The sequence below is a fragment of the Faecalibacterium sp. AF28-13AC genome (assembly GCF_003478405.1).
Lineage (GTDB): Bacteria > Bacillota > Clostridia > Oscillospirales > Ruminococcaceae > Faecalibacterium > Faecalibacterium prausnitzii_E.
In genome coordinates, this window is sequence record NZ_QUFG01000005.1 from 232,659 (window position 1) to 246,144 (window position 13,486).

Sequence of the window (13,486 nt, forward strand, 5' to 3'; positions counted from 1 at the left end):
CATCATCACGGAGTCAGACGGTTGGGGCCGCGGAACAGGAACTCGGCTTCCTTGATGGGCAGACCGCAGAGCAGCATGGTCAGGCGGTCGATGCCCAGACCGAAGCCGCCGTGCGGCGGGCAGCCATACTGGAAGAACTCCAGATAGAACTTGACATCCTCGGCCAGACCCTTTTCCTCAGCCTGCTTCTTCAGCACCTCATAGCGGTGCTCACGCTGTGCGCCGGTGGTGATCTCGACACCGCGCCAGATCAGGTCGTAGCCCTGGGGCACACCGTTCTCGTCGCGCATGTGGTAGAACGCGCGCTTCTCGGCGGAGTAATCGGTGATGAACAGGAACTCGTGGCCATAGTGCTTCTTGACCCACTCATAGCTCAGGCGCTCGGCCTCGGTGGTCAGGTCGCCCTTTTCAGAGTCATCGACGGTGTAGCCGAACTCCTCTTCCAGACCCTTGTACAGGTCGGCCAGCTTGACCACGGGGAACGGAGTCTCCGGGACGATGACCTCCTGACCGAAGGCTTCCTGGATCTGCTCGCCGTATGCTTCCTTGACAGCGGCAAGGCCAGCCTTCAGCAATTCTTCCTCCATCTTCATGACATCGCGGAAAGAGGTGATGTAGCTGAACTCCAGATCGAAGCCGGAGAACTCGGTGGCGTGCTTGTTGGTGTAGCTCTTCTCGGCACGGAAGACGGGGCCGGTCTCAAAGATGCGCTCGAAGCCGGCCGCCATGGCCATCTGCTTGTAGAACTGGGGGCTCTGTGCCAGGTAGGCGTTGCGGTCAAAGTAATCGACCTTGAACACCTCGGAACCGCTCTCGCTGGCCGCAGCGATCAGCTTGGGGGTGTGGATCTCGATGAAGTTCTGGTCCAGCAGGAACTTGCGCATGGCGTTGACCATGCAGCTCTGGGCCTTGAACATCAGCTGGTTCTCATCGGTGCGCAGATCGACCCAGCGGTAATCAATGCGCTGGTCGATGCTGGAGCGCTCGACGGCCTTCTTCTTTTTGGTCGCGGCGATCTCCTTGCGGACGATGGGCAGTGCGTCCGAAATGCTCTCGATCTCGATGGCGGTGGGGATCATCTCGATGCCGCCCATCTTGACGTAATCGTTCTCCACCACCTTGCCGGTGACGGTGATGACAGAATCCGGGGTCAGCTGGTCGATGGTGTCCACCAGTTCGGGGTGGTCGGCCTTCTCGACGGTGATCTGGAGCTTGCCGGTAATATCTTTCAGCACGATAAAGGCCATGGCTTTGCTGTTGCGCAGGTTCTCGATAAAGCCCTGAACTTTGACCGTATTGCCAATTTCCTTTTGTACCTCGTTGATGTAGGTGCGATTCATGGAAATCCTCCTTCGTATTCTTGTGTACTTTTTTATTATAGCCTTTTTGTGGGAGAAATCAACCCAAAACCCCCATCTTCGTCCGCAACTTCTCCCCGCTGCGGCCCATTTGTTCACGCTTTGCGCTGTCCCTTACCCTTTTTTCTTTTCGTGCAGGGTGCCGGTGCCGCCCTCGACGACGCCGTCGTGGTCCAGCACGGCGACGATGGTGCCAAAGAAGCACTTCACGTCCATGCCGAAGCTCAGATGCTCCACATAGTAGCCGTCGAGCTTGGCCTTCTCGTCGATCTCCAGCTCATCGCGGCCGTGGATCTGCGCCCAGCCGGTCAGGCCGGGGCGGACATCGTTGGCTCCGTATTTGTCGCGCTCGGCCAGCAGGTCATACTGGTTCCACAGCGCCGGGCGCGGGCCGATGACCGCCATGTCGCCCACGAAGATGTTCCACAGCTGGGGCAGCTCATCGAGGCTCGTTTTGCGCAGAAAATGCCCCACCCGCGTGATATACTGGTCCGGGTCCTTGAGCATGTGGGTGGGCATATCATGCGGGGTATCCATGCGCATGGTGCGGAATTTGAGGATGTTGAAATGCTGTTTGTGGATGCCCACCCGCTTCTGTTTGAACAAGATGGGGCCCGGCGAATCCACCTTGATGGCGATGCAGAGGATGAGCAGCAGCGGCGATAACACAATCATGCCGCAAAGCGACAGGATGACCGCCAGCAGCCGCTTGATGCCGTTACGATACATAGAACTTTCTCTCCCTTATTCGTTGGTGTGGATGGAACGGTTCTAGTATACCAAGCTCTCCGACATTTTTCAATTCATCGCGCAAGGTTTTCCGGAACACCCGCATCCGGAGTATGGGCAGCCCGCCGCCGGGCAAACGCCGGTTTTGTTGCATTTTTCAGCCGGTTTTGCCCCTTGTTTCGGGCGGCGTTCTGCCGTATCATACCACTGGAATGACATTGTGAGTTTTTTATCCTAAAGGAGGGTCCCATCATGATCCAGAGATTTTCTTTCGGGCATCCCATCCCCACCGAGAGCGTCGAGCAGGTGCTCCCCCTCTGCGGAGGCAGCGTCCCCTTTCTGACCCCGGCCGCCGAAGGCTGGACGTATCGGATGCGGGAAGACTGCGTCGTCTATGGCCTGGGCGAGATGCCCCGCGGGCTGAACAAGCGCGGCTGGCATTACATCGCCAACAACACCGATGAATCGCACCACACCGAGGACAAGCTCTCGTACTATGGTGCGCACAATTTTCTGCTCATCCGGAACGGGGAGGACTGCTTCGGTCTCTTTGTGGATTTCCCCGGAAAAGTCCATTATGACATCGGCTACACCCGGCACGACACGCTGTGCTTCCATACCGAGGAGCCGGACTACGAGCTGTACGTCCTCTCCGGCGGGGACGAGAACGCGCTCTGCAAAGAGTTCCGTGCCCTCATCGGGCGCAGCTACATCCCGCCGAAGTGGGCGTTCGGTCTGGCGCAGAGCCGCTGGGGCTACAAGACCGAAGAAGATGTGCGGGAGGTCGCCCGCCAATACAAGGCAAACGGCCTGCCGCTGGATATGATCTGCATGGACATCGACTACATGCAGGGCTACGCCGATTTCACCGTCGACCGGGAGCGTTTCCCCGACCTGAAAAAGCTCTCCGATGAGCTGAAGGCGGAGGGCATCCGGCTGGTGCCCATCATCGACGCGGGAATCCGCATCGACGATGCCGACGCGACCTGCAAAGAGGGGCTGGAAAAAGGCTACTTCTGCAAAAAGGCCGACGGCACCCCCTTCGTGGCGGCGGTCTGGCCCGGCAAGGCCTACTTTGCCGATTTCCTGCGGCCAGAGGTGCGGGAATGGTTCGGCGGGCGGTACAAGGTTCTGACCGACCTCGGCATCGAGGGCTTCTGGAACGACATGAACGAACCGTCCCTCTTCTACTCGCCGGACCGGCTCCGGGCCTTTCTGGACTCCATGGCCGCTCTGCGCGAAAAGGACAACATCGAGCAGGAGGAATTTTTCAGCCAGGTCGTGGGCGGCGCGATGGGCCTGATGAACAGCCCCGAAGACTATGCCAGCTTTTACCACGAAGTGAACGGCCAGAAGATCCGTCACGACAGGGTGCACAACCTCTACGGCGGCAGCATGACCCGCGCAGCGGGCGAAGCCTTCGCAAAACAGCACCCGGAAAAGCGGATGCTGCTGTACAGTCGTTCCAGCGTGATCGGTTCGCACCGGTACGGCGGCATCTGGCTGGGCGACAACAACGCCTCCTGGGGGCAGCTGCTGGCCAACATCCAGATGATGCCCAGTGTGCAGATGTGCGGCTTTTTGTATGCCGGTGCCGACCTGTGCGGCTTCAGCTCTGACACCACGCCGGACCTTGCCCTGCGCTGGCTGGAATTCGGCCTCCTGACGCCGCTGATGCGCAACCACTCCGCCATCGGGACCCGGATGCAGGAATACTACTGCTTCCCGGAGATGCTGCCCGCCATCCGCCGGATGCTGCACCTGCGCTACGCCCTGCTGCCCTACCTGTACAGCGAATTCATGAAGGCCGCGCTTGAAAATGGTTCCTACTTCCGCCCGCTGGCCTTTGATTACCCCGCCGACCCCGACGCCCGCGAGGTGCAGGACCAGCTCCTGCTCGGCGAAGGGCTGATGGCCGCGCCCATCTACACCCAAAACACCCATGGCCGGATGGTCTATCTGCCGGAGCCCATGAAGATGCTCCGCCTGCGCAGCGTGGACGACTACGACGAGGAAGTCCTCCCCGCCGGGCACCACTACCTGCGCTGTGCGCTGGATGAGGTGCTGCTCTTCCTCCGGCCCGGCTGCATCGTGCCGGTGGCAGCACCGGCCGACAACACCGCCCAGCTGGACGACACGCAGCTGACCCTGTGGAGTTATCTCCCGGACGGAGGCTCTGCCGCCTACCGGATGTACACCGACGACGGCTTCACCACCGACTATGACGCGCCGGAGCACTGGCGGCTCATCCAGAGCTGAGCCGTCCGCACCGGAAACGCGGCCTTTCGGCTCGACTTTATCCAATTTTTGCTTGTAATTTACGTTTTCAGGGACTATAATAAGAAATTGCGCCGCCCTCTCCGGAAGGCGGCGCTTTCTGATGACAAACAACGAATTTTTGATTCCAGCCTGATACAAGGAGGAAGCGATTCATGGCACAACTGACCCGGACGGGCGATTTGACCAGCGGCCCGCTGCTGAAAAAGATCATCCTGTTTTCCCTGCCGCTGGCAGCATCCAGCATTTTGCAGCTCCTGTTCAATGCTGCAGACGTGGTGGTCGTCGGACGGTTCGCGGGCAGCACCGCGCTGGCCGCTGTCGGCTCGAACGGTGCGCTCATCAACCTGCTGGTCAACCTGTTCGTAGGGCTTTCGCTGGGCGCGAATGTCGTCGCAGCCCGCTGCTTTGGTGCCAAAGACGAGCGCGGAGTGCAGAACACCGTCCAGACTTCTGTCACGCTGGGCCTCGTCAGCGGTGTGCTGCTGGCCTTTGTCGGCTTTTTCGCGGCACGCGGCCTTCTGGAACTGATGTCCTGCCCGGAAGATGTCATTGACCTTTCGACGCTGTATCTGAAGATCTACTTCATCGGGATGCCGATGACCATGCTGTACAACTTCAATGCCTCGCTGCTGCGCGCCGTAGGCGACACCCGCCGCCCGCTGTACTGTCTGGCCGTGTCCGGCGTCATCAATGTAGTGCTGAACCTCGTTTTCGTCATCCTGTTCCAGATGAGTGTGGCGGGCGTGGCGCTGGCCACCATCATCAGCCAGACGGTCTCCGCCCTCATGGTCACCGTCCTGCTCATGAAAGAAGAAGGCCCCCTCCACCTCGACCTGCGGCATCTGGGCTTCCACAAGGGAGCGCTGGTGCAGATCCTGAAGATCGGCCTGCCTGCCGGTCTGCAAAGCACCGTGTTCAGCCTTTCCAATGTCGTCATCCAGTCGGCGGTCAATTCCTTCGGCTCCACGATCGTGGCGGGCAACTCGGCCGCTGCCAACATCGAGGGCTTCATCTACACCGGCATGAACGCCTTTGCTCAGGCTGCTGTCACCTTCACCAGCCAGAACGTGGGTGCCCGCCGGTATGACAACCTCGACCGCGTCATGCGGAACTGCCTGCTCTGTGCCGTGGTGGTCGGCATCGTGCTGGGCGGCGGTGCCTACCTTGCCGGTGAGGGGCTGCTCCACTTCTATTCCACCGATGAAACGGTCGTCGCCGCCGGTCTGGCCCGGATGAAGGTCATCTGCACCAGCTACTTCCTCTGCGGCATCATGGACACGCTGGCCAGCTGCCTGCGCGGGCGGGGCTACTCCGTCCTGCCCATGATCGTCAGTCTGGTGGGCAGCTGCCTGCTCCGTCTGGTGTGGATCGCCACCATCTTTCAGCTGTTCCGCTCCACGACCACGCTGTACATCAGCTACCCCATCAGCTGGCTCCTGACCGCTTCCGTCCACCTCGCCTGCCTGCTGGTGGTGCGGCACAAAATGAACAACGCAGGGAAGCCGGTAAAGATCGCGGCTTAAACTCAAAAAAGAACAGGGCTGTTGCGTACTCCCCCAGTCACGGCATTCGCCGTGCCAGCCCCCTCTGGGAGGGGGCCTAAAAGCCTCCCTCTAAGAGGGAGGTGGCATCGCGTGAGCGATGTCGGAAGGAGTAAAGCCGCAGCCCTGCTTTTTCATATCCTTTTTTTGAGCAGATACCGGTCATAGCCGCCGTACATCTCCCGGCGGGCCGCAATGGCGAAGCCGCAGGCGAGAGCGTTGTTTAAGCTGTACTGATTTTCCGGGCTGACGGTCGCCCCGATGCCCACGATGCCGGGCCGCAGAAGCGGCAGGGCGGCTTCCAGCAGCTTCCGCTGCAAGCCGTTGCCCCGCCAGTCCGGGTGGACGACGGCGCTGTCGGCATTGGCCCAGTGGTCCCACTCGGCCTGCGGGATGCCCAAAAAGGCCGCATAGTTGTGTTCGCTCTGCCCGCAGTAGCGCAGGATGAAATAGGCTCCCAGCCGCTCTCCATCGAACACACCCAGGCACAGGTCGTGCGCAAGATAGGCTGTGATGTTTTCCTGTGTGTCGGGCACGAACTGCTCCGGGTGCGGCATGGCGGCCCGCACCTCATTTTGCAGCGCGTAAAACGCGGCGGCGTCCGTCGGGCCGCACCGACGCACCGCAACGGGAAGTGCGGCGGGCTGACCGCACACTTTGTTCAGCAGAAGTTCCATTTCCAAGACCCTCCAAAATAAAATCATACTTTCTTCCGGATTCCAGTAGAATTGCCGTTTGAAATCATCTCATCTTATGTTATAATGAATACAAGAAAATTTGTCCAGTAAAACTTTGGGGTTGCCGGGCAGTTTTTCGGAAAGTCCAGGCGGGAGCTTCCCGCCCGTGAACCGGAGGATACAACCTATGAAAGATTCCAGCTCTTCGTCTATCCGCCTGGGCGGGGCCGTCATCAGCGACCGCATTGTGTCGGCCCTGCTGGAGGAACTGCGCACCGGGCGCTACGCCGACGCAGACCGTCTGCCCGCAGAGGTCGATCTGGCTGCACAGCTCAGCGTCAGCCGCACGGTCATCCGCGATGCTCTGAGCGAGATGGAGCGCGCCGGTTACATCGAGCGGGTGCGCGGCATCGGCACCGTGGTCAACCGCACGGTGCTCAACCTGCGCAGTCGGTTGGACCAGAAGCTGGAATACTACCCGCTGATCCGCAGCTTTGGCAGCTACCCCCACGCCGATGGCATCCAGATTTATCCCATCCGCGCCGGGGCCGAGCTGGCCCGCGACCTGGCCATTGAACCGGGGGATGAGGTGATCTGCATCAAAAAGCGCATCCTCGCCGACACCACCCCGGTCATCTACTCCATTGATTATCTGCCCCGCGCCCTGTTTGGCAACCGGGACTACACCCGCATCGACCTGAGCGGCGGCGTGTTCGATATCCTGGAGCAGGAGTGCAGCCAGCAGATCTCGTCCAACGTGGCGCACCTGAAGGCCAGCTGCGGCGATGAGTCCATCCGCGCTGCCATGCGGCTTGCACCGGGCGAGGCCATGCTGCTGCTCGACGAGATCTGTTTCAACCGGCTGTGTCATCCGGTCATGCGCTCGCTGAGTTATTACACCAACTTCTTCGATTTTTCCATTCTGCGAAAATTACTTTGACGGAGGTAAAAATCCATGCGCCATCTGATCGACCCCTTGGATCTCAGCCCGGAAGAGATCACTTCCCTGCTGGACCTGGCTGACCGCATCCGCAGCGACCCGGCTGCTTACCAGGACGTCGCGGCCCACAAAAAGCTCGCCACCCTATTCTACGAGCCGTCCACCCGCACCCGCCTCTCCTTTGAGGCAGCTATGCTGAACCTGGGCGGCCATGTGCTGGGTTTTCCGAGTGAGAACGTTTCCAGCGCCTCCAAGGGCGAAAGCGTTGCCGACACCATCCGTGTGGTCTCCTGCTACGCCGACATCGTGGCCATGCGCCACCCGAAAGAAGGTGCGCCCCTGCGCGCCAGCCGCTACTCCCGCATCCCGGTCATCAACGCGGGCGACGGCGGCCACCAGCACCCCACCCAGACCATGACTGACCTGATGACCATCCGCACCCGGATGGGCCGTCTGGACGATCTGACCATTGGCCTGTGCGGCGATCTGAAGTTCGGCCGCACCGTCCACTCCCTCATCAAGACCATGGCCCGCTGCAAAAACATCCGCTTCGTGCTCATCAGCCCGGAAGAGCTGCGTGTGCCCGACTACATCATCAAGGATGTGCTGGAAGCCAACGGCATCGCCTACCGCGAGACCCGCAGCCTGGAGGACTCCATGCCGGAGCTTGACATCCTCTATATGACCCGTGTGCAGAAGGAGCGCTTCTTCAACGAGGAAGACTACGTCCGCCTGAAAAACAGCTACATCCTGACCAGCGACAAGATGGCGCTGGCCAAGGAACACATGGCCGTGCTGCATCCCCTGCCCCGTGTGAATGAGATCGCACTGGACGTGGACGACGACCCCCGCGCCGCTTACTTTGAACAGGTCCAGAACGGTGTCTACGTCCGCATGGCGCTCATCATGACGTTGCTGGGTCTGGCCGACCCCAAAACCAAGGAGGAACATTGAAATGCTGAACATTGATGAGATCCAGAATGGCATCGTGATCGACCACATCAAGGCAGGCACCGCCATGGGCCTGATGGATCTGCTGGGCATCAAGGGCAACCGCACCGCCAATGTGGCGCTGATCCAGAACGCCCGCTCCCACAAGGCCGAATGCGGCCGCAAAGACATCATCAAGGTGGAGGGCGATGCTTCCTGGCTGAACCTGGACGTCCTGGCTTACCTGGACCCCAACATCAGCGTGACCATCATCCAGGATGGCAAGGCGGTCAAGAAGGAGAAGCCCCAGCCCCCCAAGCGTCTGGTCAACATCGTGCGGTGCAAAAATCCGCGCTGCATCTCCTCCATTGAGGAAGAGTGCGACCAGATCTTTGAGCTGAGCTCCAACGGCAAGTATCGCTGCATCTACTGCGAGCAGGAGCTGCAGGTCAAACCGGAATAATCGGTAATTATAACCCCGCGTGGAAACGCAGGGTATGCAGAACGGCCCCATAGGGGCCACAATACCAGCCGCGCCGAAAGGCGCACAAAGAGCGACGTCAACCGCATACTGACGTCGCTCTTAATATTTTTCTGTCTACTTGACGTGGTGCACTTCAAGTGCTTCTCTTCAACGAAGTAGACTACAGATGTTTTTTATTAGTTTAGAAAAAGCTCACCTGGCTGCTCTCCGGCAGGTCGCCGAGGGCACCCACCTGGCGCAGGCGGTCCAGAATGGCGTTGCTGACGCCGGATGCCTGCTGCAATTCCTCGATGGACAGATACTCCTGCCCCTGGATGGTCGCTTTTTCCAGTGCGTCGGCGGCGGCACCGCCCAGACCCTTCAGCGACGAGAACGGCAGACGGACTTTGCCGTCCTCCACGATGTAGCTGGAACCGCGGCTCTTGCCCAGTTCGATGGGCAGGAACTCATAGCCGCGCACCAGCATCTCGTTGACGAGCTGCAGCGAAACGAGGACGTCTTCGTCCTTGGCGTTTTTCTCTTCCTTCAGGCGGCGCTTGACCTCGTTCATGTGGGCGCGGGCCACTGCGGCACCGCCCACAGCGGCTTCGTAGTCGATGTCGTCGCCGCGCACTGTGAAGTAGACCGCATAAAACGCCTGGGGACGATAGATCTTGAACCACATCAGCCGGATGGCCGACATCAGATAGGCCACCGCATGGGCTTTCGGGAACATATACTTGATCTTCCGGCAGGACTCGATGTACCAGTCCGGGACTTCGTGTTCCCGCATGGCTTCTTCCCAGCCGGGCTTGAAGCCGCCCTTGGCCACCTTGCCCTTACGGACAGCCTCCATGATATCGAAGGCCATCTTCGGTTCCAGCCCCTTGCGGAGCAGGTAGAGCATGATGCTGTCACGGCAGCCGATGACCTCGGCGATGGTGCAGGTGCCGCTGCGGATCAGCTCATCGGCGTTGTTGGTCCAGACGTCCGTGCCATGGGACAGGCCGGAGATCTGGATCAGCTCGGAGAAGTTTTTGGGCCGGGCCTCCACCAGCATTCCGCGCACGAAGTTCGTGCCCATTTCCGGGATGCCGAAGGTGCCGGTCTGGCTGTCGATCTGCTCCGGCGTCACGCCCAGCGCTTCCGGGCTGGTCAGCAGGCTGTACACCTTGGGGTCGTTCATGGGGATGGAGTCGATTGGGATGCCGGTGTACTCCTCAAAATACTTGTAGAAGGTGGGCATATCGTGACCCAGTTCGTCCAGCTTGAGAAGAGTATCGTGGAGGTATTTGAACTCGAAGTGGGTGGTCAGCAGGCCGCCCGCCACGTCATCGGCCGGGTGCTGGATGGGGCAGAAGTCGTAGATCTCGTAGGTGTCGGGCACGACGACCATGCCGCCGGGGTGCTGGCCGGTGGTGCGCTTGACGCCGGTGCAGCCCAGCGTCAGGCGGTTCTCCTCGGCGTGATTGACCGTTCTCCCCCGCTCTTCCAGATATTTTTTGACGTAGCCATACGCCGTTTTGTCCTGGATGCCGGACACGGTGCCGGCCTTGAAGACGTTGGCCTTGCCGAACAGCTCTTCGGTGTAGCGGTGGACGTTGGACTGGTACTCGCCGGAGAAGTTCAGGTCGATATCCGGCTCCTTGTCGCCGTAAAAGCCCAGGAAGGTCTCGAACGGGATGTCGTGGCCGTCCACGAGCATCCGGGTGCCGCAGTGGGGGCAGTTTTTATCCGGCAGGTCGAAGCCGTCGTCCACGCTGCCGTCGGTGATGAACTCGCTGTGTCTGCACTTGGGGCAGCGGTAGTGGGGCGGCAGACTGTTGACCTCCGAGATGCCGGAGAAGTGCGCCACAGCCGATGAGCCGACCGAGCCACGGCTGCCCACCTGATAGCCGCCCGCATTGGAGTAGGCCACCAGCTTGACCGCGATGACGTACAGGACCGCGTAGCCATGGCCGCAGATGGAATCCAGCTCCTTTTGCAGCCGCTTCTCGACGATCTCCGGCAGCGGGTCGCCGTAATCCCGCTTGGCGTGTTCCCACGTTGCATCGCGCAATTGCTGCTCTGCACCCTCAATGCTGGGCGGGTAGGTACCGCGTGGGATGGCGCGGACATTGCCGTCGATGGAAGCCGCGATCTTGCGCGGGTTGGTCACAACGATCTCATACGCCTTTTCTTTGGGCAGATAACTGAACTGTTTCAGCATGTCCTCGGTGGTGCGGTAGAACAACGGCGGCTGGTTGTCGGCATCCTTGAAGCCGTTGCCCGCTTGAAGGACAGAGCGGTAGATGGCGTCTTCCGGCTCGGTGAAATGGACGTCGCCGGTGGCGATGACCGGCTTGTGCAGGTCTTCGCCCAACTGGATGACAGTGCGGTTGAAATCCTTGATGACCTCCTCGCTGTCCACCTTGCCCTCGCGGACCATATAGGCGTTGTTGCCCAGCGGCTGGATCTCCAGCACATCGTAATAGGCCGCGATCTTCTTCAATTCCTCGTAGGAGCGTCCCTCCACGATGGCGCGGTAAAGCTCGCCTGCTTCACAGGCGGAGGTTAGGATGAGGCCGTCGCGGTACTTGTTCAGCAGGCTGCGGGGCACACGGGGCTTTTTGAAGAAGTAGTTGACATGGGCCTCGCTGACGATCTTGTACAGATTTTTCAGGCCCATCTGGTTCTTGACCAGAATGATGAGGTGGTAGTATTTCTTCTTCAGCACCTCGCGGTTGCCGCCCAGGCCGGTGTTGATGCCGCTGACGGCTGTGACCTGCTTTTCTTCCAGGTCCTTCAGCATCACGCAGAAAATTCGGCCCAGCGCCCCGGCGTCCTCGCAGGCGCGGTGGGCCTCGTAGGCGGGCAGTTCCAGATGCTTGTTGATGGTGCCCTGTTTGTAGTTGTGCAAGCCGGGGTACATGGCCTGCGCCATGGTCAGGGTGTCGATATAGGTCGGTTCAAACGAGATGCCGCTCCGTTTGGCCGCGATGCGGAGGAAGCGGATGTCGAACGAGTGGGCGTTGTGGGCCACCAGAATGCGCCCGCCTGCAAAATCCAGGAACGCCTGCAATGCCTCAGCCTCACTGGGGGCATCGGCGACCATCTCATTGGTGATGCCGGTCAACTCGGTGATCTTGGGTGTGATGGGCTTGCCGGGTTTGACGAAGGTGTCAAATTCCTCCACGACTTCGCCGTTTTTCACGATGACGCCGCCGATCTCGGTCAGGTACTCCACGTTGGGGTCCAGCCCGGTGGTCTCGGTATCGAACACGCAGAACTCCCCCGTCAGGGGCGCATCCTGCACACCGTAGACGCAGGGGATCATGTCGTCCACGAAATAGGCCTCGCAGCCGTAGATGAGCTTGAAGTTCGGGTCACTTTTGTGGATGTCGTCCGCTGCCAGCATGGCTTCCGGGTAGCCCTGACAGACACCGTGGTCGGTGATGGCGATCGCCGGGTGCCCCATCCGATGGGCCAGCCGGACAATGCCGCCGGGGTCGCAGAACGCATCCATGCTGGACAGCTTGGTATGCAGATGCAGCTCCACCCGCTTGACCGGGGCGTGGTCCTCCCGCTTTTTCCGCTCAACGAACAGCACATCGTAGGGATACACGATGTAGTCATGTTCATATTTGTCATACGAGCAGTCGCCGCGGACGATGATGGTGGTGCCCTTGGCGATGGACTCCCACTTCGAGCAGTCCTCCCCTTCCTGCGCGCGAATCTTCAGGTTGATGGAACCGGTGTAGTCGGTGATGGAAACGGTGTAGATCTTGCGGTAATTGCCCTTGACCTCCGTGAAAAAGACGTCGCCCCAGATGATGCACTTGCCGCCCTCGCCGCCCAGCTCCTTGAGGGGCGTGAGGTTCTTGGGGGCAAACATCTTTCCGTGGAAGATGGTGACGGGTTTGTCGGTGAGGTCGAGGCCGTCCACCTTGATGGACGGAGCGGTGTTCTTTTTCTCGAACTTGACCACCGGCGGCGCGATCTTGCGCTCCAGTTTTTCCTCCATCTGGCGCAGTTCGGCTTCGCCCACCGCACTGGTCAGGGTGACTTTGGGCTTGACGCCGGTGTGCGCCGCCACCCGCTCGGCCAGCAGGCGCTCAAACTCCATCTCCTGCAAGAATTTGGTGCCGTGGCAGACGCCGATGGCGATGTTCTGCCCGGTGATGCGGATGGTACACCGGTCCAGAAAGCCGTTGATGGGCACACCATCCCGCTTCATCTCTTCCATCAGCTCCCGCAGGGCCGTTTCGTTCAGTGAGGGATAACCGAAGAGGTTGTGGATGCGCAGTTCGAAGCCCTCATAATCGGGCTGCAGCGAGGCCGTCAGCCGCGCACACAGCCCCTTGTCCAGCGGAGCGGAGCTGCGCAGGGTGAAAATGACCTGCCGCTCCTGCCGCAGCATCTGGGCATGCTCTACGACAACGCGCCCGAAGCAGGACGCGAAATCCGGGTCCGCCATGAACTGCGGCCACAGCTGGGATACGAGTGGTGTCACAATGGTACTCCTTTGGTCGATGCATTGACAGCACAAACTGCTGCGCTCTTCTTCAAAAGAGCGCAGCAGCGTATGG

At 60.2% G+C, this 13,486-nt stretch carries 9 protein-coding genes; 5 read left to right on the forward strand and 4 right to left on the reverse strand.

The features are described 5' to 3' along the window. Positions 1-5 precede the first annotated feature (5 nt). Both aspS and DWY95_RS09255 read right to left on the reverse strand, forming a co-directional pair. Positions 6-1,340: an aspartate--tRNA(Asn) ligase gene (aspS, locus tag DWY95_RS09250; RefSeq protein ID WP_097792072.1), complete on the reverse strand. Its 1,335-nt coding sequence runs from the start codon at positions 1,338-1,340 to the stop codon at positions 6-8. 132 nt (positions 1,341-1,472) lie between these two features. After that, positions 1,473-2,087 (reverse strand): sugar transferase, encoded by a 615-nt coding sequence (locus DWY95_RS09255; protein WP_118553301.1) that lies wholly within the window; start codon positions 2,085-2,087, stop codon positions 1,473-1,475. 252 nt (positions 2,088-2,339) lie between these two features. Here DWY95_RS09255 and DWY95_RS09260 point away from each other — a divergent pair, with 252 nt between their 5' ends. Beyond that, positions 2,340-4,346: a TIM-barrel domain-containing protein gene (locus DWY95_RS09260; RefSeq protein WP_118553302.1), complete on the forward strand. Its 2,007-nt coding sequence runs from the start codon at positions 2,340-2,342 to the stop codon at positions 4,344-4,346. A 173-nt stretch (positions 4,347-4,519) separates the two neighbouring features. Further along, complete coding sequence (locus tag DWY95_RS09265) at positions 4,520-5,890, forward strand: MATE family efflux transporter (protein ID WP_118553303.1); 1,371 nt, start codon at positions 4,520-4,522, stop codon at positions 5,888-5,890. A 152-nt stretch (positions 5,891-6,042) separates the two neighbouring features. Here DWY95_RS09265 and DWY95_RS09270 read toward each other — a convergent pair whose 3' ends face one another. Beyond that, entirely contained in the window at positions 6,043-6,585 is a 543-nt protein-coding gene (locus DWY95_RS09270) for a GNAT family N-acetyltransferase (protein WP_118553304.1), read from the reverse strand. Between the two features lie 187 nt (positions 6,586-6,772). Between DWY95_RS09270 and DWY95_RS09275 the strand changes: the two genes are divergently transcribed. The 3 genes from DWY95_RS09275 to DWY95_RS09285 are packed head-to-tail and all read left to right on the forward strand — an operon-like array spanning position 6,773 to position 8,918. Beyond that, positions 6,773-7,525: a GntR family transcriptional regulator gene (locus tag DWY95_RS09275; protein ID WP_118553305.1), complete on the forward strand. Its 753-nt coding sequence runs from the start codon at positions 6,773-6,775 to the stop codon at positions 7,523-7,525. Between the two features lie 15 nt (positions 7,526-7,540). Then, positions 7,541-8,479 carry an aspartate carbamoyltransferase gene (pyrB, locus tag DWY95_RS09280; protein ID WP_118553306.1) on the forward strand — a complete coding sequence of 313 codons (939 nt, stop codon included), beginning with the start codon at positions 7,541-7,543 and terminating at the stop codon, positions 8,477-8,479. A 1-nt stretch (position 8,480) separates the two neighbouring features. Then, complete coding sequence (locus DWY95_RS09285; RefSeq protein ID WP_097792065.1) at positions 8,481-8,918, forward strand: aspartate carbamoyltransferase regulatory subunit; 438 nt, start codon at positions 8,481-8,483, stop codon at positions 8,916-8,918. 202 nt (positions 8,919-9,120) lie between these two features. Here DWY95_RS09285 and DWY95_RS09290 read toward each other — a convergent pair whose 3' ends face one another. Continuing rightward, positions 9,121-13,410: a PolC-type DNA polymerase III gene (locus DWY95_RS09290; RefSeq protein WP_243082682.1), complete on the reverse strand. Its 4,290-nt coding sequence runs from the start codon at positions 13,408-13,410 to the stop codon at positions 9,121-9,123. Positions 13,411-13,486 lie beyond the last annotated feature (76 nt).

What these genes read in the sequence shown, in the direction of transcription:
- aspS (WP_097792072.1), bottom strand. Translation starts at nt 1,340, where the DNA reads ATGAATCGCACCTACATCAACGAGGTACAAAAGGAAATTGGCAATACG.
- DWY95_RS09255 (WP_118553301.1), bottom strand. Translation starts at nt 2,087, where the DNA reads ATGTATCGTAACGGCATCAAGCGGCTGCTGGCGGTCATCCTGTCGCTT.
- DWY95_RS09260 (WP_118553302.1), top strand. Translation starts at nt 2,340, where the DNA reads ATGATCCAGAGATTTTCTTTCGGGCATCCCATCCCCACCGAGAGCGTC.
- DWY95_RS09265 (WP_118553303.1), top strand. Translation starts at nt 4,520, where the DNA reads ATGGCACAACTGACCCGGACGGGCGATTTGACCAGCGGCCCGCTGCTG.
- DWY95_RS09270 (WP_118553304.1), bottom strand. Translation starts at nt 6,585, where the DNA reads ATGGAACTTCTGCTGAACAAAGTGTGCGGTCAGCCCGCCGCACTTCCC.
- DWY95_RS09275 (WP_118553305.1), top strand. Translation starts at nt 6,773, where the DNA reads ATGAAAGATTCCAGCTCTTCGTCTATCCGCCTGGGCGGGGCCGTCATC.
- pyrB (WP_118553306.1), top strand. Translation starts at nt 7,541, where the DNA reads ATGCGCCATCTGATCGACCCCTTGGATCTCAGCCCGGAAGAGATCACT.
- DWY95_RS09285 (WP_097792065.1), top strand. Translation starts at nt 8,481, where the DNA reads ATGCTGAACATTGATGAGATCCAGAATGGCATCGTGATCGACCACATC.